We start from the raw sequence: 20,279 nt of genomic DNA on the forward strand, positions 1-20,279 counted from the left end.
AGCTAAGGTGTTATTTAGTTGTGCACTTTTTCTCTGTTAAATCAAAGAAATAACTTCTCTACTGGTTGAATTAAGTAGCTTCCGATAATGATTTCTTCTAGAAATCGTTGATATGGTTGACAAATGGTAGAAAAAGAGAGAACCCAAAAGTTCTCTCCTAACTTCTGCATAAGAAGTCTTATTTGTCAGTAAGAGCAGCCAATCCTGGAAGTTCTTTACCTTCAAGAAGTTCCATAGATGCACCACCACCTGTAGAAATCCATGAGAATTTGTCTGCACGTCCAAGGTTGATAGCTGCAGCAGCTGAGTCACCACCACCGATGATTGATTTAACACCAGGTTGTTTAACGATAGCGTCCATCACACCGATTGTACCAGCTTGGAAGTCAGGGTTTTCAAACACACCCATAGGTCCGTTCCAAACAACTGTTTTAGCACCAGTCAATTCTTTATCGAATTTAGCGATAGATTTAGGACCGATATCAAGACCAAGGAAACCAGGATCTACTGCTTCACCTTCAGTGTCTTTCACTTCAGTGTAGTCAGCAAAAGCATTTGCTTCTTTTGAGTCAACTGGCAAGATCAATTTACCGTTTGCTTTTTCCAAAAGTTCTTTAGCAACGTCAAGTTTATCTTCTTCAACAAGTGAGTTACCGATTTCGATACCTTGTGCTTTGAAGAATGTGTAAGTCATACCACCACCGATAAGGACTTTATCAGCTTTCTTCAACAAGTTTTCGATAACACCGATTTTATCTGAAACTTTAGAACCACCAAGGATAGCGATGAATGGACGAACTGGGTTTTCAACAGCTTCTTTGATGTAAGCAATTTCGTTTTCCAACAAGAATCCTGCAACAGCTTTATCAACGTTAGCAGAGATACCTACGTTAGATGCGTGTGCACGGTGAGCAGTACCAAATGCATCGTTTACGAAGATGCCATCACCAAGTGATGCCCAGTATTTACCAAGTTCAGGATCGTTTTTAGATTCTTTTTTGCCGTCAACATCTTCAAAACGAGTGTTTTCAACAAGAAGAACGTCACCGTCTTTAAGGTTGTTGATTGCTTCTTCAAGTTTAGCACCACGTGTTACACCTGGGAAAACAACTTCTTGACCAAGTTTTTCTGACAAGTCTTTAGCAACTGGAGCTAATGATTTACCAGCTTTGTCTGCTTCTTCTTTAACACGTCCAAGGTGAGAGAAAAGAATAGCACGACCACCATGTTCAATAATGTATTTGATTGTTGGAAGAGCCGCAGTAATACGGTTGTCGTTAGTAATAACGCCATCTTTCAAAGGAACATTAAAGTCAACACGAACAAGAACTTTTTTGCCTTTCAAATCAACGTCTTTAACAGTTAATTTAGCCATTTCATAGGACTCCTTATTATTTTTGATACATGATAATTATATCACAAAAAAAATAAAAGAGATAGCAAAATCACTATATTTTACCATCTCTTGATATTCAAATCAGACAGTATCTTAGCTCAATTCTACACAGAAACAAAAAAAGAGAGGAGAAAATCCCCTCTCAGATGCTAATCAATTAATTATTTAGCAATTTTTGCGAAGTATTCAAGAGTACGAACAAGTTGTGAAGTGTAAGACATTTCGTTGTCGTACCATGAAACTGTTTTAACCAATTGAGTACCATCAGCAGCTTCAGTTACTTCTGTTTGAGTTGCGTCAAACAATGAACCGTAAGAGATATCAACGATATCGCGTGAAACGATTGGGTCAGTGTTGTAACCGAATGATTCAGTTGCAGCAGCTTGCATAGCAGCGTTTACTTCTTCAACAGTTACTTTTTTGTCAAGAACTGAAACAAGTTCAGTAAGTGATCCAGTTGGAACTGGTACACGTTGTGCGTGACCTTGAAGTTTGCCGTTCAATTCTGGGATAACAAGACCGATTGCTTTAGCAGCACCAGTTGAGTTAGGAACGATGTTTTCAGCAGCTGCACGAGCACGACGGAAGTCACCTTTAGGGTGTGGAGCGTCAAGAGTCATTTGGTCACCAGTGTAAGCGTGAACTGTAGTCATTGTACCAACTTTAAGACCGAATGCTTTGTTCATAGCGTCTGCCATTGGTGCAAGACAGTTTGTTGTACATGAACCAGCTGAGATAACTGTTTCAGTACCATCAAGGATTTCGTGGTTAGTGTTAAATACAACAGTTTTAACATCTGATCCACCAGGAGCAGTGATAACAACTTTTTTAGCTCCGCCTTCGTGCAAGTGTTTTTCAGCTGCAGCTTTAGTAGCAAAGAAACCAGTTGCTTCAAGAACGATTTCTACACCATCGTTAGCCCAGTCGATTTGTTCTGGATCACGTTCTGCAGAAACTTTAACGAATTGACCGTTAACTTCGAATCCACCATCTTTAACAACAACTGAACCAGCGAAACGACCTTGAGTTGTATCATATTTCAACAAGTGTGCAAGCATTGCTGGGTCAGTAAGGTCGTTAATACGAGCTACTTCAACACCTTCAACGTTTTGGATACGACGGAATGCAAGACGACCGATACGGCCGAAACCGTTAATACCAACTTTAACTACCATTAGTGATTTCCTCCTTATGAAAATCAAGAAAATTTATTTTAAAAGGTTACCCTTTTAGACAATTGTGAAAAGATTAACTTATACAAGCAAAATTAATCCTTCAACGTTAGTATTATATAATTATTTCGCCAAAATTGCAAATATTTCAGAGCAAAAAAGGAATGCTATGAAAGCATTCCCTTTAATATTCAATTATTCACCAGAATTTTTCTTAATGATTTCTTCTTGAACAGATTTTGGTACATCTTCATAGTGGTCAAATACCATCATGAATGTTCCACGTCCTTGAGTTGCAGAACGAAGAACTGTTGCGTAACCAAACATTTCTGCCAATGGAACGAAGGCACGAACGATTTGGCTGTTACCGTGTGCTTCCATACCGTCAACACGTCCACGACGAGCTGTTACGTGTCCCATAACATCACCAAGGTTTTCTTCAGGTGCTGTAATAGTAACAAGCATCATTGGTTCAAGAATAACTGGTTCTGCAGTCTTAGCAGCTTCTTTAAGTGCAAGTGATGCAGCGATCTTGAAGGCAGTTTCAGATGAGTCGACATCGTGGTATGAACCATCATACAATTTAGCTTTAACGTCAACCATTGGGTAACCAGCAAGAACACCGTTTGCCATAGATTCTTGAAGTCCTTTTTCTACTGCAGGGATGAATTCACGTGGAACCACACCACCGACAATAGCGTTTTCGAATTCGAAACCTTTACCTTCTTCGTTTGGTGTGAATTCAATCCAAACGTCACCGAATTGACCTTTACCACCTGATTGGCGTTTGAAGAATCCACGTGCTTGTGTTGGTTTGCGGAATGTTTCACGGTAAGAAACTTGAGGCGCACCAACGTTTGCTTCAACTTTGAATTCACGTTTCATACGGTCAACAAGGACGTCAAGGTGAAGCTCACCCATACCAGAGATAACTGTTTCACCAGTTTCAACGTTTGTTTCAACACGGAAAGTTGGGTCTTCTTCAGCAAGTTTTTGAAGGGCGATACCCATTTTATCTTGGTCAGCTTTAGATTTAGGCTCAACCATCAATTGGATAACTGGTTCTGGAACGTCGATTGATTCAAGGATAATTTTAGCTTTTTCATCTGTCAATGAGTCACCAGTTGTAGTGTCTTTCAAACCAACAGCGGCAGCGATATCACCTGAGTAAACTGTTTCAATTTCGTGACGGCTGTTAGCGTGCATTTGAAGGATACGTCCGATACGTTCGCGTTTACCTTTTGAAGTATTCAACACGTATGAACCGCTGTTCAATACACCTGAGTAAACACGGAAGAATGTCAAACGACCTACGAATGGGTCAGTCATGATCTTGAAGGCAAGAGCCGCAAATGGTTCGTCATCAGAAGCTGGACGTTCTTCTTCTTCACCTGTATCTGGGTTAACACCTTTGATAGCTGGGATATCAAGTGGGCTTGGAAGGTAATCAATAACCGCATCCAACATCAATTGAACCCCTTTGTTTTTGAAGGCTGAACCACAAAGTACTGGGAAGAATTCAACGTTGATAGTTGCTTTACGGATAGCAGCTTTCAACTCGTCGTTTGTGATTTCTTCACCTTCAAGGTATTTCATCATCAAGTCTTCATCAGTTTCAGCAACGGCTTCAACCAATTTTTCACGGTATTCGTTTGCTTGATCAACGTATTCAGCTGGGATATCTTCTTCAAGGATATCAGTACCAAGGTCGTTAGTGTAGATTTCCGCTTTCATTTTGATCAAGTCAATAATACCACGGAAGTCATCTTCTGCACCGATTGGCAATTGAATTGGGTGAGCATTTGCTTGAAGACGATCATGAAGTGTGCTTACTGAGTAAAGGAAATCAGCACCGATTTTATCCATTTTGTTGGCAAATACGATACGAGGAACTCCGTATTCAGTAGCTTGACGCCAAACTGTTTCAGTTTGAGGTTCTACACCTGATTGTGAGTCAAGAACGGTTACCGCACCGTCAAGAACACGAAGTGAACGTTGTACTTCGATAGTGAAGTCCACGTGTCCTGGTGTGTCAATGATGTTAACACGGTGTCCGTTCCATTGTGCTGTTGTCGCAGCTGAAGTAATTGTGATACCACGTTCTTGTTCTTGTTCCATCCAGTCCATTTGTGAAGCACCTTCGTGTGTTTCACCAATTTTGTGGATTTTACCAGTATAGTAAAGAATACGCTCTGTTGTTGTTGTTTTACCAGCATCAACGTGAGCCATGATACCAATGTTACGAGTTTTTTCTAGTGAAAATTCGCGAGCCATTTTATTCTCCTATATAAAAATTTAGTTTACTATTCTATTATAGCATACTTTTAGAACGGATAGGCAAAACCTACCCGTTCTAATTATTTTTTATGCTATTTTTAATATTAAAAGCCCAATAATAAGGAATCTCTTAATATGTAAAACAGATAAGAAAATCTTATCTTGAAAAGATTACCAGCGGAAGTGTGCGAAGGCACGGTTTGCTTCTGCCATACGGTGTGTATCTTCACGTTTTTTAACTGAAGCACCAGTGTTGTTAGCTGCATCCATGATTTCTTTTGCAAGACGATCTTTCATAGTGTGTTCACCACGAGCACGAGATGCAGTTACCAACCAACGAAGTCCTAGAGTTGTACGACGTTCTGGACGAACTTCAACTGGGACTTGGTAGTTAGAACCACCAACACGACGAGCACGTACTTCAAGAACAGGCATGATGTTTTCCATAGCTGTTTCGAATACTTCCAATGCATCGTTGCCAGTAGCTTCTTTAACTTGGTCAAATGCATCATAAACGATTGATGCAGCTGTACCGCGTTTTCCGTCAAGCATAACACGGTTGATAAGACGTGTTACAAGTTGTGAATTATATAATGGATCTGGTAATACTTCGCGTTTAGGCGCTCTATTTTTACGACTCATTCTTCCTTATCTCCCTTCTATTATCCTTTAGGACGTTTAGCACCGTATTTAGAACGGCTTTGTTTACGGTCAGCTACACCTGCAGTATCAAGTGCACCACGAACGATATGGTAACGTACCCCTGGAAGGTCTTTTACACGTCCACCACGGATAAGAACAACACTGTGTTCTTGAAGGTTGTGTCCGATACCTGGGATGTAAGCAGTAACTTCGATAAGGTTGCTCAAGCGTACACGAGCGAATTTACGAAGGGCTGAGTTAGGTTTTTTAGGTGTCATAGTTCCAACACGTGTTGCAACACCACGTTTTTGTGGAGCATGTACGTTTGTTTGAACTTTTTTGTGGCTGTTGTAGCCAACGTTTAACGCTGGTGAATTAGATTTTACAACTTTAGATTTACGTGGTTTACGTACCAACTGGTTGATTGTAGGCATCTACTTTTCTCCTGTAAGATTTTTATTTTGGTTAACTAAAAACTTGGTGACAGCTTTTAGTAGGATATGTGTACTTTGCAACATTTGTCAGCACGTCTCTGTACACTCTGGAGAGACCAAAAGTAAAAAGTACCGACGATTATATTACCACATTATCCTGACAAAGTCAACTGTTATGTGTTCTCTAGCTTGATAAAACAAAAAAGGGCAAGCCCTTTATTCGTTATCAAAGATATTACCGATTTCAACTTTGACGTGGTTATTTTTGACATCAATTTCGGATACTTTCAGCAATGATTTGTAAGTCATCTGCTCGCGTTTTTCTTGAGCATTTTCTGAAAAGACAGCAACTCCGACCAGCGTGCTGTCAAACTCTTTCAAAAGGCTGACCATACCTGTAATGGTTCCCCCACCTTTTAGGAAATCATCCACGATTAAGACACGGCTATTAGGTTTTAAGCTTCGTTTTGACAGAAACATTTTTTCAATGCGGTCACTTGAGCCACTCGCATAATTGACAGATACGGTTGAACCTTCTGTGATTTTGAGGTCGCGACGCACAATGACAAAAGGCACATTCAAAACATTTGCAACAGCATTTGCCAAAGGAACGCCTTTTGTAGCAACGGTCATAACAGCATCAATCTGCTTACCTTTGAATGCGTTTGCAATTATACGACCAACATTTTGCAATATCTTGGGAGTGCTCAACAAATCTGACAAATAAATATAGCCCCCAGGCAAAATACGGCTACTTTCTGAAAGGCGTTGGCACAAATCTTCGACCACTTCTCTTGCTTCTGTGTCAGAGATGCCAGGTGTAAAAATCACACCTCCACTAGCTCCAGTAACTGTTTCGATATCTCCAAGACCTGATTCTTCAAAAGCTTTTTTAATAATCGCAATATCTTCAGAAATAGACGATTTAGCAGCCTCGTATTTCTCAGCAAACGTGTTTAAGCTGGTCAATTGATGCGGGTTGTTTATCAGGTAGTTGGAGATGACAACCATGCGTTCACTACGTCGTAATTTCATAATTTCTCCATTTTTAGTCTATTTTTTGTCATTATATCATAAGAAACCGAAAAAACGAACTTTTTTTCGTAAAAAGTCCGTTTTTTATCACTTATTTTAAGTTAGGCTTATAAAATGAGCGATTATCCATGGCAAAAATTCGGCTTGTCATTTCGCCGTTGTCAACACGGCTTAAAGCGGTGGTCATCATCATCATTTCAGCGTCAATATTATCAATCATGTGAATGATTTCGGCTTCCATGACTCGTGGACGAACGGGACTACCGTATTCTAACAAACCATGGTGACTAAGTACCACATGACGCAAGAGAATGACTTCTTCTTTGGTGTCATCGATATTTAATTCCATCAAAACCTTGGTAATTTCTTCATCAATGAGGGAAATGTGTCCGATTAAGTTACCGCGCACGGTGTATTCGGTGTTGTCAAGCCCTGTCAATTCAATGACTTTGCCTAAATCATGAAGCATAATCCCTGCATACAACAAACTCTTGTTCAGTTGTGGGTAAACATCACCGATAGCGTCGGCCAAACGCACCATGGTCGCCGTGTGATAGGCTAGGCCAGATTCAAAGGCATGGTGATTGGTTTTAGCTGCTGGATAACTGAAGAAAGCCTTGTCGTATTTGCGATAGAGAGCACGAACAACACGCTGCCACACTGCATTTTCGATTTTAAAAATCATCTGCTCCAAGTACTCTCTCACGTCTGAGGGATTGACAGGTGGTTTTTCACGAAAATCAGTTGGGTTATTTGGCTCGCCTTCACGCGTGTTACGCAAGGTAATCTGATTGACTTGTGGGGTGCCGTTATACACTTCGCGTCTACCTTTCATGTGAACCACTTTTCCAGCGACAAATTCTTCGACATTATAAGGCTGGGCATCCCATAAATTACCCGAGATTTCACCCGTATCATCTTGAAAAATAAAGGCAAGGTAATCTTTGCCTGCCCTTGTTTTGCGGAGTTCTGCTGATTTTATTAAATAAAACCCTTCAAAGAGCTCGTCTTTTTTCATTTGATTAATTTTCATGATTTTCCTCGTCTTCTAATGGTGGGAGGTCCAGCAAACGTGCGGTTGCTTGGTCTTGATAGGTTTCAACGGTATTTAAAGCACGTATAATGGCATTGGTTCGTGTGGAAATCAGGCTGTCCAACGTATGATTAGCGGTATTGATTTGTTTTTGAGCTTTCGCCAACATTTGACCAAATTTACCAAACTCTACCTTGACATTGCCTAAAATCTTGCTGATATCATCGGCATTTTTTTGAATATTAAGTGTCTTGAAACCAACTGACAATGAATTTAGCAAAGCTGACAAGGTTGTCGGACCAGCCACAACGATATTTTCATCTCGTCTTAGGCTGTCAAAAAAGGCGGCATTGCGCACCACTTCTGAATACAAGCCCTCTGTTGGTAAAAACATAATGCCGAAATTAGTGGTTTCAGGCGGGTTAAGGTATTTGTTATTGATATCCTTGGCGAAACGCTTGATGCTATTTAACAAGGATTTGCGGTGCTGCTCAATTTGTTCTTTATCCCCGCTTTCGTAAGCATCTTCTAGGCGGTAATAATCTTCCAAAGGAAATTTTGAGTCAATCGGCAAGTAAACATAGCTACCGTCCCCAGCCCCTGGTAATTTAATCGCATATTCGACACGTTCTTTTGAACCTGAAACCGTTGAAAATTCGCGCTCATATTGGTTTGGGGTCATGATGTCCTCAATGATTTGTCCCAACTGCAATTCCCCCAAAATCCCACGTGTTTTGGTATTTGACAACACTTTGTTCAAGGTTCCAACGTCTTGGGCGACATTTTTCATCTCACCTAGACCTTGATTGACAGATTCCAACTGCTTAGAAACCGTTTCAAATGACGCTTTTAAGCGATTTTGCAAGGTTTGCTCCAATTTTTCTTCAACCGTTTGACGCATTTCTTCCAGACGTTTTTCATTGGATTCTTGCATTTCTTTGACAGACTGGGTCAAGTTGCTATTGATAAGCTCTAAACGGCGGTCCGAGCGGTCACGACTATCCGTCAAACTTTGATGAAGGACGTCACGAATATCATTTAACTGCGTGTACAAATCATTTTGCAGACGATTGAGCTGAGTGTTCAAAGCCAAAACAGTGTCTTTTTGTGCCGAATCCAGCTGATAAGACACTTGGTCTGACAAATTATCAGCATTATCATCTAATTTTTGAGCAACTTCTTCGTTTAAACGTCCCACTTTGGTCAACACATAAACCAACAAGGCAAGATTAAGAAGTCCTAATAATAACAGAATAATTAACATCTACCTATCCTTACTGTGAATAACGATAAGATAACCTGACTCTAGTGTCACGGTGATGGGCTGACCGATAAAGGCATTACTGGCGTAGACTTTTTTGGTGAAGAAATGATTGGCATCCAAATTGTATTTGGCTCCTTCAATGGTTAACGGAGCATCTCCCTCAGCCATGAAAGAAACGTAAGGCATTCCTTTTTCTGGAAACACCTGACAAACACCCGCGGGGTAAAATTGCACCACATTTTGCTCATCTTGTAAACGAATCCGATGCATAAATGGAGCTAAATCAGGGTCACTAGGCAGAAACAAATTAGCCAAAGTATGGTCTATGCGCCCACCAAAAGCTCCAAAAAGACTGACTTGGGCTTGTGGGTATTTGGCAAAAATCACCTTTAGAGCTAGCTCTGTATCTGTATCATCTTTTTCAGGAACTGCCGTGATGACCATTTTCGCCTTTTCTTGAATCAACTGCCGTTCAGCTGCCGTGACAGAATCAAAATCTCCCACCGCCAAATCCAAAGGCAAGTCATTTCGCAAAATAGCCAAACTCCCACGGTCCACACCAACAAAGACGGCAAAATCTCTCGGAAAAGACGTCAAATGCCCACCAGCAAAGACTGCTATCTTAGTCATCTAAAGCGACACGCAAGGTTTCCACTTGAGCAACAAGGTCACTGGCTTTAAAGAGGTATGACCCTGCCACAAAGATATTGGCACCTGCTTCATAGCAAGCTTTGATGGTTTTGTTGTCAACCCCACCGTCAACTTCGATGTCAAAATCATAGCCTTTTTCATCACGAATGCGAGCAATTTGAGCGACCTTGTCAAGCATTTCAGGAATAAAGGCTTGCCCTCCAAAACCTGGATTGACAGTCATGATAAGCACCTGGTCAACCAAACTCAAAACCGATTCAATCGCTGAAATAGGTGTTCCTGGGTTGATGACCACACCAGCTTTCATACCAGCTGCCTTGATTTTTTGTAAAGCCCCATGAATATGCAACGTTGCTTCAGCATGAATAGTCATGATATCTGCACCAGCTTGGGCAAAAGCATCTACATAACGTTCAGGATTAACCACCATCAAATGGCAATCAAAAAACAATTTACTGTGTTTACGCATACTTGCCACAACATCTGCACCAAAACTGATATTTGGCACAAATTGACCGTCCATAATATCAATATGAACGTACTCTGCACTGGTTTCTTCAATGCGTTTGAGTTCTGATGCAAAATTAGCATAATCAGCAGCTAAAATAGAGGGTGCGATTTTATTTGTTGACATAAGAACCTACTTTCTTTTAATCACTTTTTTATATGTTTCACGACGGTTTTCAATTTCACTGAGAAACTGGAGGTAATTATCATAGCGTGATTGCCAAAGTTCCCCATTTTTTAGAGCTTCCTTGACCGCGCATTCTGGCTCGTGCGTATGGGTGCACGAACGGAATTTACAGAAATGGCTCAGGCGCCTTAATTCAGGAAAAGCTTCATTTAAATCTTCGACCGTTTGAATGTCGTAATCTAACGATGAAAATCCTGGGGTGTCCGCAATTTTACCACCATTGACAGTGTATAAACTGACAGCGCGAGTCGTGTGGCGTCCACGTCCAAGGCTATCTGAGATTTCACCTGTTTCCAATTGGAGTTCGGGGGCAATTTTATTGAGTAAGGTTGATTTTCCAACACCTGTTTGTCCCATGAAAACGGTCACTTTATCTGTCAAAAGCGGTAGCAATTCGTCTAAAGTGGTGCAAAACGCATACCTAATCTCTTGGTACTGCTTCTGGATGCTTGCCATCTCCTCAACATTGTCCAGCAAATCCATCTTGGAAATGTAAACGATCGGCTCAATCGCCTTGTGTTCTAGCAAGACCAAAAAGCGGTCTAAAAGATTGGCATTAAAATCAGGCTCTTTTGCAGACATAATGACCACTGCTTGGTCAACATTCACAATTGGCGGACGAACCAAACTGTTTTTTCGCTCATGAATAGCTAAAATATAGCCTTCTGACTGCTCATCTGCTGAAAAATCAACAAAATCACCAACATAAGGTGTTTGACCTTTTTTTCTAAAATTACCACGCGCACGTGTCTGATAAATCACTCCATCGGACTCCACATAGTAAAAGCCCGCTAATGATTTGATAATTCTACCTTGCAACTATCTTTCCTTTTTTCAATTGATAAATTCATTATAGCAAAAAACAGAACTTTATTCAGTAAACTGGCCAAAAAAGATTTTGCCATTGTTTTTTGAAAAGAAAAGGCGTATAATGGCCTTGTCTTTTCGCGGAAGTGGTGGAACGGCAGACACGCATGCTTCAGGCGCATGTGCCTAATCTAGGCGTGAGGGTTCAAATCCCTTCTTCCGCATTTCTTGTTTCACCTGCTCAATAGCCGTAAAACAAGTGAAATTTCCTTTGGAAAGGTGACCCAGCTTGGTACGGCACCAGACTCGAAATCTGGCAAGTGGACACAGTTCACACGCGGGTTCAAATCCCGTCCTTTCTTTATTTTAATGAAGCAAGTGACTCTTAGTATCTTTTTAAAAAAAGCCACTGCACATAAACTATCGGCATTTTTTAGCGAGATACCTCATCTACACAGTCAATAACTGACACTACTGATATGACAATCATTCGCTTTCACTCATATTTCGATTGCTTTACCCGTGGTGCTAGTTGAAAAATCTCAAATTATAAACCCAATAATACTTTCTAACCACAGTTCCAGTCCGCATAAGCTACGAACAAGGGGGCTTTGAATATCAAATTCTGTACAGAGTACCGAAAATCTCGTTTCAATAGTTCGTCGTTTAGCCATTAATTTCCAATTATCATGATGTTTAGCTTCGCTCATGTTTTGACGTAACGGTGTCCAAAGCTGGTATCATTTTTGTGCTAATCGTTGCTTCAATGATTGGCTAATATAGCCTAAATCCGCTAAAATAATAGTAAAATTGGTATCTTCTAGTAATTCCTCACAGGCTTTACTATCATGGGTTGGTGCAGGTGTCACGAGGTAGTTCACAACGTAACCTGATAAGCTTACCAACATATGCACCTTGAAACCATAAAACCACATTTGTTTAGTTGAATTAAAGGAAATATCAGCCTGTTCGTCCCGAAAAATCCTAGTTTTAAAATTTCTAAGATGAGATTTAGCGGTATACTGTAAATGGCTCATTTGGACTACCTCCTGTTTAGTTGTCACTTACAGTATAGTCCATTTGGGCTTTTTTCGTATCTTAAATTTAACTAGCACCACGGGTATTTTTTAGATAAATTTTTAGATAAATACGAATTACTAGAGTGGATCTTCCAAATAGAATTAAGAGAACAGGTTACAGACAATCTAGAATACATTTCTGGTTATCAGCTTCTACAAGAATTATTACATTATTTCAGTATTAATAAACACTTTTATATACAATTATTTAAGGTTGTTAATCAAAATGATTTCTCTTCATATTTCCAAACTTATTGCCAACAGCTTGTTATTAAAATTGTCAAAGAATATCATTCTCAACCATTTGATTCTGAAACAGAATATAAACTATTTATTAATTACCATAGTCAAGCTATAGCTGGTACTATAAAACAGTCGTTAACTTTATCTAACCAAGATTATCAAAAACAAGCACTACTACTAATACAACTTATCAAAAAAAATATAGAAAACTAGGTATCTTTATGGTTCATATCATTAATTCAATCCATTCAACCGTTCAACAAAACATCAATGCTATTACACGCATATACCCTCATCTCTCACAACTTAAACAACTACCTACTATTTATTATAATCAACATGATCCAAACACTATACCAATTTTATCAGGCGGTGGAAGTGTCATGAACCAGCTCATTTTGGATACGTTGGAGATGGAATGTTAACCGCTGCTATTAGTGGTCCTATTTTTATCCCCCCTCGTACTCATGACATTCTAGAAACTATACGTTTTCTTAATAATGGCAAAGGTGTTTTTATCATTATAAAAAATTTTGAGGCCGATATTAAAGAATTCTCTGAGACAATTCACCAAGCTAGAGAAGAAGGAATTTTAGTCAAGTATACCATTTCTCACGATGACATTTCAGTTGAGAAAAGTAATTTTCAAATTCGTCATCGTGGGGTTGCAGGAACAATTTTACTCCATAAAATATTAGGGCAAGCCGCCAAAAATGGAGCTAGTCTGGATGAATTGGAAAAAATAGCTTTCAGTCTATCAACATCTATTGCTACATTGGGGGTTGCTACAAAATTTGCTACACTTCTCAAAGATGAAGAACCTATTTTTGATTTACCAAGCCAATATATCTCTTATGGAATTGGTATTCATGAGGAACCTGGTTATCGCATGAGATCTTTTGAATCCTCTGAAGTACTCGCTGTTGAACTCATTAATAAGATCAAAATGAAATTCAAGTGGACAGAAGGACAAGAATTTATCCTTTTAATCAATAATTTAGGGGGAGCTTCCAAATTAGAAGAACTTGTTTTAGCAGATGACATTCTCCAGTTATTAGATATAGAGAGACTCAATATTTCTTTTATAAAAACTGGTCATCTAATCACAAGTTTAGACATGTCTGGCCTTTCTGTTACACTTTGTAGATTTTTAGATAAGTCTTGGATTACAGCTCTAAAATCACCAACAAATGCATTTGCTTGGTAAACAACTCCACTTTACTTTCCTTAATACTAGAAAAGAATATTAATGCATCCATCTTAATTTAACTAACAATCCCCCTAGAACAAGACTGTTCTAGGGGGATTTCTATATATAACTAATTACTCTTTTGCAATTCCAAGGCATAGCTGATGCTGCTGAGGGCATAGAGTGGGGCGGTTTCTGCTCGCATGATGCGTGGGCCTAAACCAATTGTTTGGCCACCATGTGCTTCAAAGGCTGCGATTTCCTCGGGTGAAATGCCGCCTTCTGGTCCGAAGATAAAGAGCAGTTTTTCTCCTGCTGTCATGCGTGACAATTCACGCGCCAAGGCTGCTGTTTCGCCTTCTTTCGCTGATTCTTCGTAAGCAATAAAGACCTTATCAAATGATGACAACCCCGCTAGAAAATCGGCTTTTTTCTCAAATAATGTGACTTCTGGGACACGATTGCGTTTGCTCTGCTCGGCAGCTCCAAGCGTGATTTTAGCTAATTTATCGCCTTTTTTCGCTAATTTTTTGCCATCCCACTTGACCACAGACCAGTCGGCTGGAAATGCCCAAAGTTGGTTTGCCCCAAGTTCGGTGGTTTTTTGGGCAAGAAATTCCAATTTATCGCCTTTTGGGAATCCTACGGCAATGGTCACATCAACTGGCAATTCCACATCGCTATCAAGAGTTTCAAGGATTTGGAAACGGTGGCTACTGCTATCAAGAACTTTGGCTAAACGTTTGATGTGGTCATCAAAAACAAGGACAACTTCGTCACCATCAGCGAGACGCATAACTTGAAACATATGTTTCATCGTGTCTTTATCAGTGATAGTCACCTCATCTTGTGCCTTGCCTGCTACAAAATACTGTTGCATTTACCCTCCTATCACTCCTGAAATATCATCTGTTTTTTTGAAAACACAAGCATTCCATTCGCCTTGAATCATATGGGTTTCAAGGAAGAAGCCTGCTTTTTCAGCAGATTCACGTACCATTTCCCATTTCTCAGAAATGATACCAGACATAATCAAGTAACCCTCATCTTTGACAAGACGGTAGGCATCTTCTGTCATATTGATCAAAATATCAGCGAGGATATTTGCCACAATAACGTCTGCCTGAATGTCTACGCCTTGCAAAAGGTTTCCTGTCGCCACGTGGATATTTTCTGTCCCAGCATTCAAATCGATATTTTCTTGCGCCACGCGCACCGCTACTTCATCAAGGTCATAAGCATAGATAGACTTTGCGCCAAGCAATGAGCTAGCGATTGATAACACGCCTGAGCCTGTCCCCACATCAAGCACCGTTTCGCCCCCTCGAAGGACTTGCTCCAATGCAAAAAGGCTCATCTTAGTGGTTGGGTGAGTCCCCGTTCCAAACGCCATCCCAGGGTCAAGACGAATGATTTTCTCACCCGTTTTGGCTTCGTGATCTGTCCAACTTGGCACAATAGTCAAATCATGGCTGATACGCGTTGGTTCGTAGTATTTTTTCCAATTTTCTGCCCAATCTTGCTCAGCTAGTTCCTGCGTGTCATAGTGAATGTCGCCCGCATTCACCCCAAAATCACTCAAGGCCGACAAACGTTGCGCCACTTCTTTTTCCACAGCATCGATATCCACATGCTCGGGATAATAAGCCGTGATTTTCACAGTATCCACTTGTTTGACTTCTGGAAATACTTCGCCGTACTTGCCAACACGTCCAAGATAGTCGGCGCTATCATCTATCGCGACTCCTTGACTCCCCAATTCAATTAAAATATTTGAAGCCGCTTCTTCAGCTTCTCTCAAGACCTCAACGGTCAATTCTTGCCATTTGTCCATGGTTGTTAGGCTCCTTCTTCCAATTCTTTTAGGGTAATCCCTTTATCATTTTTCCATTCCGTTCGACCATTGGCAGCCATTCCAAGAACAAAAACTGCCGCATAAGACGGACTTGAAAACAGTTGATCTTCCTGTAATATACCGTCTTTAATAAGTCCCAAGCGTAGTAACTCATCACGTTTTTCCCTTAAACTATCAGGCAAAGACGGGGCATTGATAAGATCGATTTGACTGCCTTTTAAAACAACAAAGCCTTCTGAAGTTTGTTCGCAGGTCGCTGTAATCGTCTGATTAGATTTTTTAGTTCTTCTTTTCAAATAAAGATAAAGTGAATCCTGACTTGGCTCCTCAGGCTCTCTTTTATTGACCATTGGAACAAATAAGCGATAGCCCAAGGTTCCTATAATCGTCAAGGTGTTATCCACAACTTCATCTAGCTCAGACTGTTTTTCTTCTGTGACGTTACCAGGATTGGGTTCATTACTATTTTTGATAAGGTAACGGTCTGCTTCTTTTGCCAATTGGGTGAAACGATTTTCCAAATAAGAGATATCTGTTGGCCCAAAAGAATTATTTTGTGTTGTCAAAATAATAGCATTGTTAAAATAAGCTGCATGACTATCATGAGTGTGTTCTTGAATACGAAATAAAACACCCTCGCCATTTTTACGTGTTGTCGATTGACCAATGTAGGCAATTTCTTTTTGGGTTTCATCATCTTGCCCAAACAAAAAATAAATGCCACTTTGCTTCATATCTTCACGCATTTTCAAATCGCCTAATTTGATACGAGGTACTTTATAAATAACCCCTGTCCAATTAGAAAGAGTGCATTTTATTTTTCCTGTAACCTCTCCGTCCATCAGAAAGATATTGATATTTTTACCGCGTTTTGCCACTAGAAACTCCCAACCATCCTAATACCTAGGATAAGCAAAGAAGGTTGTTTCTGTTAGGTCTGCTTTGCCTTTGTCAAAACTTTCTGCGTCCCACTCTAAAGCAAAATCGGTGCTTTCCTCGTCTGCCAAGAAGTCCATCAAGTCGTCTAAGCCCTTGGTTGCCACGTCGTTTAGGGTTTGGGCAAAATAAGCTAGGAATTCACGAGAGAAGCCTTTTTTAGCGTCAAACGGGAGGGTCACTAGGTAATCGTCTTCATCAACCCTTGATTTGGCTTGGTTGTAAAAAAGCACATAATCTTCAAAAACAATATCTTCGTTGCTGATTTCCCCTTGGTCATCAATGGTTTCCACAGCTGATTGATTTTGCGCTTCTAAAATAAAAGTCACTTCGACAACATGATTCTTCTTGTTCCAATCAATTGCGTAATCAAAGGTGAAGTGCTTATCCATTTCTTCTTCTAATACTGATAAAAAGCCGAATTTAGCCATTAAAAATTTCTTCCAATCTTCTTTTGTGTTACAATTATTTTATCATACTTAAAAGGAAATAACATATAAATACAACACTAGGGGGAAATTCGTCATGCCAAATAATCTCGCTTTGCGTATGCGCCCCAAGACGATTGACCAGGTGATCGGGCAAAAACATCTGGTTGGGGAAGGAAAAATTATTCGCCGTATGGTTGAAGCCAATCGGCTATCATCGATGATTCTTTACGGTCCTCCTGGCATTGGGAAGACCTCAATTGCTAGTGCTATCGCAGGCACAACCAAATACGCTTTTCGGACTTTTAATGCCACGACAGACACCAAAAAACGCCTGCAAGAAATCGCCGAGGAAGCTAAATTTTCTGGTGGTTTGGTGCTGTTGCTTGACGAAATCCACCGTCTTGACAAAACCAAGCAAGATTTTCTCTTGCCCTTGCTTGAAAATGGTAACATTATTATGATTGGAGCGACAACGGAAAATCCATTCTTTTCTGTCACACCTGCCATTCGCTCACGCGTTCAGATTTTTGAATTGGAGCCCTTATCCACAGAAGACATCAAGCAAGCTCTTCAAATCGCACTGACAAACAAGGAACGTGGTTTTGAGGTTGACGTGGTGATGGATGAAGACGCCATTGATTTTATTGCGACAGCAACAAATGGTGACCTACGTTCTGCTTTTAACTCGCTTGATTTGGCAGTCATGTCAACCAAACCAGACAACCAAAATAGCCGTCACATTAGTCTTGGCACCGTTGAAAATAGCTTGCAGCGCAGCTATATTACCATGGATAAAGACGGAGATGGGCACTACGATGTCTTGTCCGCCCTACAAAAATCCATCCGTGGCTCTGATGTCAACGCCAGCCTTCATTATGCCGCACGTCTGATTGAAGCTGGAGATTTGCCAAGCTTAGCCAGACGGTTGACCGTCATTGCTTATGAAGATATCGGATTGGCAAATCCCGATGCCCAGATACACACCGTTACAGCCCTTGAAGCTGCTCAAAAAATTGGCTTTCCTGAAGCCCGCATCTTGATTGCCAATGTGGTGATTGATTTAGCCCTATCACCAAAATCCAATTCTGCCATGGTCGCGATTGACCAAGCCATTGCTGACTTGCACCAAAACGGCACCTTGCCTATTCCACGCCATTTGCGGGACGGGCATTACGCTAGCAGCAAAGAATTAGGAAATGCCCAAGACTACAAGTACCCTCATAACTACCCCGAAAAATGGGTCAACCAACAGTACTTACCCGATAAATTGTTCGGAAAAAACTATTTTGACCCCAATCAAACAGGTAAATACGAGCGAGCACTGGCTGCTAACAAAGAGCGTATTGATAAGCTTTCTCGGTAAGGTATTTAAACACTCTGGAGAAAAAAGCAGGTTATCTCTTGAAAAATTTTCAAAAAGTGCTATTATATAAACATAGGTTATGCTGTGGCATGCGAATTCACATCAATGTGTTGACCGACTGAATATTTGTATTTAGGGAAACAGTAGTCTTCTAACAGTATGCAAGCCGTCACACGCGGAAGCAGCTAAGTTAGAGAGAGTTGCCCACCTGCTAGTGTAATTGCGGGTTCAATACAAATCGTGAATCACGGTGCCAATACAGCTTATCGTCCTTCCTTAGCTCAGTTGGTAGAGCAGTGGACTCTTAATCCATGGGTCATAGGTTCGAGCCCTATAGGGAGGATTAAACATCATAAGAAAAAGCCCTTTGTTTAGGGCTTTTTGCTTGTTCTAAAATCAATTTGTTGCGATTTTATAATAAAATAAGAAATGAGAAGTCTTATTTTGGGTTTTATTATAATGGCAGATATAAATAATACCTCGGTAGACCAAATCATAAAAGAAAACTCTAAAAGTGAGCTTCAATACGAAACATTTAAACAAATATATCAAGATACTATAGATAAATTTAACGATAATGATTCAGAAACAACCGACACAGAATAATTTCACTTTATTGTTGTTACTGCATAATCTTTACCTAAAATGTAAACTTTACCCAATTTTTAACTAACCATAAATAAAAGCGAACAAGTGGGAGTTCTAACCAATGTTGTTCGCTTTTATAGTGCAGTAAAAAAAATCACAATTCTTGATATTAGTCTAAATATCCCTTCCATTGAATTTCAGATTTTATTTTTTAAATCTATAGAGAATCAATGTATCTGAAAATAGTTGTACTAAAATCGATATAGTAAATATAATAGCTACCCGTGGTGCTAGTTGAAAAATCTCAAATTATAAACCCAAATAATACTTTCTAACCACAGTTCCAGTCCGCATAAGCTACGAACAAGGGGGCTTTGAATATCAAATTCTGTACAGAGTACCGAAAATCTCGTTTCAATAGTTCGTCGTTTAGCCATTAATTTCCAATTATCATGATGTTTAGCTTCGCTTATGTTTTGACGTAACGGTGTCCAAAGCTGGTATCCTTTTTGTGCTAATCGTTGCTTCAATGATTGGCTAGTATAGCCTAAATCCGCTAAAATAATAGGAAAATTGGTATCTTCTGGTAATTCCTCACAGACTTTACTATCATGGGTTGATGCAGGTGTCACGAGGTAGTTCACAACGTAACCTGATAAGGTTACCAACATATGCACCTTGAAACCATAAAACCACATTTGTTTAGCTGAATTAAAGGAAATATCAGCCTGTTCGTCCCGAAAAATCCTAGTTTTAAAATTTCTAACTGGAAGACAAACAGGAAGTGGAAAGCTATCTACAATAACAAGCTCATCTTTAGGTATTCGTTTTGTTAGCGCTTGTCTGATTAGTTTAAATAGAGGAAGCAAATATTTTGCACGACGATAAAATCGCGTACGTTCTAATCCACTACTACCAATAAATAACTGACACATACGGTAAAACTTACGCTGAGACCGAATACCTAACTCTACTTGTAAAAATAAGAGAACTAAATAGAACTATCTTTTGTTTTACAAAGTTTGATATTGTGGCGTTCACGCAATAACTTGGGACTGTATTGACGATAAATAAGAGTACAAAATTGTTTTAATGGCTTCATATCCCATTGTAAATGATGAGATTTAGCGGTATACTGTAAATGGCTCATTTGGACTACCTCCTGTTTAGTTGTCACTTACAGTATAGTC

At 39.9% G+C, this 20,279-nt stretch carries 17 protein-coding genes, 3 tRNA genes, 1 other RNA gene and 3 pseudogenes; 7 read left to right on the forward strand and 17 right to left on the reverse strand.

Translation table 11 applies throughout. The annotated features are described in order from the left end of the window. Positions 1-178: 178 nt before the first annotated feature. From HFK82_RS05865 to rsgA, 11 genes are all read right to left on the reverse strand, one after another. Positions 179-1,375, reverse strand: coding sequence for a phosphoglycerate kinase (locus HFK82_RS05865; protein ID WP_154454860.1), 1,197 nt, complete (start codon positions 1,373-1,375; stop codon positions 179-181). A gap of 182 nt (positions 1,376-1,557) precedes the next feature. Continuing rightward, entirely contained in the window at positions 1,558-2,571 is a 1,014-nt protein-coding gene (gene gap, locus HFK82_RS05870; RefSeq protein WP_168261135.1) for a type I glyceraldehyde-3-phosphate dehydrogenase, read from the reverse strand. Positions 2,572-2,763: 192 nt separating this feature from the next. Continuing rightward, on the reverse strand, positions 2,764-4,842 hold the full coding sequence (gene fusA, locus HFK82_RS05875) for an elongation factor G (protein WP_168261136.1): 2,079 nt from the start codon (positions 4,840-4,842) through the stop codon (positions 2,764-2,766). Positions 4,843-5,016: 174 nt separating this feature from the next. Then, positions 5,017-5,487: a 30S ribosomal protein S7 gene (rpsG, locus tag HFK82_RS05880; protein WP_154454857.1), complete on the reverse strand. Its 471-nt coding sequence runs from the start codon at positions 5,485-5,487 to the stop codon at positions 5,017-5,019. Between the two features lie 20 nt (positions 5,488-5,507). Beyond that, on the reverse strand, positions 5,508-5,921 hold the full coding sequence (gene rpsL / locus HFK82_RS05885; protein ID WP_154454856.1) for a 30S ribosomal protein S12: 414 nt from the start codon (positions 5,919-5,921) through the stop codon (positions 5,508-5,510). 216 nt (positions 5,922-6,137) lie between these two features. Next, positions 6,138-6,956 carry a pur operon repressor gene (gene purR / locus HFK82_RS05890; RefSeq protein ID WP_154454855.1) on the reverse strand — a complete coding sequence of 273 codons (819 nt, stop codon included), beginning with the start codon at positions 6,954-6,956 and terminating at the stop codon, positions 6,138-6,140. Positions 6,957-7,047: 91 nt separating this feature from the next. Further along, on the reverse strand, positions 7,048-7,989 hold the full coding sequence (locus HFK82_RS05895) for a 3'-5' exoribonuclease YhaM family protein (RefSeq protein WP_168261137.1): 942 nt from the start codon (positions 7,987-7,989) through the stop codon (positions 7,048-7,050). Next, positions 7,979-9,253: a DNA recombination protein RmuC gene (locus HFK82_RS05900; protein WP_168261138.1), complete on the reverse strand. Its 1,275-nt coding sequence runs from the start codon at positions 9,251-9,253 to the stop codon at positions 7,979-7,981. The genes HFK82_RS05895 and HFK82_RS05900 overlap by 11 nt, the downstream gene beginning before the upstream one ends. Beyond that, positions 9,254-9,883: a thiamine diphosphokinase gene (locus HFK82_RS05905; protein WP_168261139.1), complete on the reverse strand. Its 630-nt coding sequence runs from the start codon at positions 9,881-9,883 to the stop codon at positions 9,254-9,256. It lies immediately after the preceding gene. Continuing rightward, the gene (gene rpe / locus HFK82_RS05910) at positions 9,876-10,538 is read right to left on the reverse strand and encodes a ribulose-phosphate 3-epimerase (protein WP_168261140.1); all 663 of its coding nucleotides are present in this window, start codon (positions 10,536-10,538) and stop codon (positions 9,876-9,878) included. Before rpe ends, HFK82_RS05905 begins: the two co-directional genes overlap by 8 nt. A 6-nt stretch (positions 10,539-10,544) precedes the next feature. Continuing rightward, on the reverse strand, positions 10,545-11,417 hold the full coding sequence (rsgA, locus tag HFK82_RS05915) for a ribosome small subunit-dependent GTPase A (protein WP_168261141.1): 873 nt from the start codon (positions 11,415-11,417) through the stop codon (positions 10,545-10,547). Between the two features lie 128 nt (positions 11,418-11,545). Between rsgA and HFK82_RS05920 the strand changes: the two genes are divergently transcribed. Both HFK82_RS05920 and HFK82_RS05925 read left to right on the forward strand, forming a co-directional pair. Next, positions 11,546-11,629: transfer RNA gene (locus HFK82_RS05920), tRNA-Leu, on the forward strand. A 49-nt stretch (positions 11,630-11,678) separates the two neighbouring features. Continuing rightward, positions 11,679-11,767, forward strand: a tRNA-Ser gene (locus HFK82_RS05925). A 166-nt stretch (positions 11,768-11,933) separates the two neighbouring features. On the opposite strand, the pseudogene HFK82_RS09000 reads toward HFK82_RS05925, so the two are convergent. Next, a pseudogene (locus HFK82_RS09000) lies at positions 11,934-12,409 on the reverse strand (IS982 family transposase); the annotation flags it as partial. Between the two features lie 210 nt (positions 12,410-12,619). Here HFK82_RS09000 and HFK82_RS09005 point away from each other — a divergent pair. Further along, positions 12,620-12,940: a TetR-like C-terminal domain-containing protein gene (locus tag HFK82_RS09005; protein ID WP_293888494.1), complete on the forward strand. Its 321-nt coding sequence runs from the start codon at positions 12,620-12,622 to the stop codon at positions 12,938-12,940. An 8-nt stretch (positions 12,941-12,948) separates the two neighbouring features. Continuing rightward, positions 12,949-13,934 (forward strand): annotated as a pseudogene (gene dhaQ / locus HFK82_RS05940) (DhaKLM operon coactivator DhaQ). A 112-nt stretch (positions 13,935-14,046) separates the two neighbouring features. On the opposite strand, the gene HFK82_RS05945 reads toward dhaQ, so the two are convergent. Genes HFK82_RS05945 through HFK82_RS05960 form a run of 4 tightly spaced genes read right to left on the reverse strand, consistent with a single transcriptional unit; the run spans position 14,047 to position 17,138 of the window. After that, positions 14,047-14,796, reverse strand: coding sequence for a 16S rRNA (uracil(1498)-N(3))-methyltransferase (locus HFK82_RS05945; protein WP_154454848.1), 750 nt, complete (start codon positions 14,794-14,796; stop codon positions 14,047-14,049). Beyond that, complete coding sequence (gene prmA, locus HFK82_RS05950; RefSeq protein ID WP_168261143.1) at positions 14,797-15,750, reverse strand: 50S ribosomal protein L11 methyltransferase; 954 nt, start codon at positions 15,748-15,750, stop codon at positions 14,797-14,799. Positions 15,751-15,755: 5 nt separating this feature from the next. Continuing rightward, the gene (locus HFK82_RS05955) at positions 15,756-16,649 is read right to left on the reverse strand and encodes a GIY-YIG nuclease family protein (RefSeq protein ID WP_235281094.1); all 894 of its coding nucleotides are present in this window, start codon (positions 16,647-16,649) and stop codon (positions 15,756-15,758) included. Between the two features lie 18 nt (positions 16,650-16,667). Continuing rightward, complete coding sequence (locus tag HFK82_RS05960) at positions 16,668-17,138, reverse strand: DUF3013 family protein (protein ID WP_168261144.1); 471 nt, start codon at positions 17,136-17,138, stop codon at positions 16,668-16,670. A 94-nt stretch (positions 17,139-17,232) separates the two neighbouring features. Here HFK82_RS05960 and HFK82_RS05965 point away from each other — a divergent pair, with 94 nt between their 5' ends. The 3 genes from HFK82_RS05965 (at position 17,233) to HFK82_RS05975 (ending at position 18,844) form a co-directional block, all read left to right on the forward strand. Further along, a complete protein-coding gene (locus HFK82_RS05965) occupies positions 17,233-18,501 on the forward strand; it encodes a replication-associated recombination protein A (protein WP_154454845.1) in 1,269 nt (422 codons plus the stop codon). Between the two features lie 76 nt (positions 18,502-18,577). Further along, a non-coding RNA gene (gene ssrS, locus HFK82_RS05970) (6S RNA) lies at positions 18,578-18,770 on the forward strand. Between the two features lies 1 nt (position 18,771). Next, positions 18,772-18,844: transfer RNA gene (locus tag HFK82_RS05975), tRNA-Lys, on the forward strand. Positions 18,845-19,379: 535 nt separating this feature from the next. Here the strand turns inward: HFK82_RS05975 and HFK82_RS05980 are convergent. Beyond that, a pseudogene (locus HFK82_RS05980) lies at positions 19,380-20,239 on the reverse strand (IS982 family transposase). Positions 20,240-20,279 lie beyond the last annotated feature (40 nt).

It is taken from the genome of Streptococcus alactolyticus (genome assembly GCF_012277075.1).
Taxonomy (GTDB): Bacteria; Bacillota; Bacilli; order Lactobacillales; family Streptococcaceae; genus Streptococcus; species Streptococcus alactolyticus.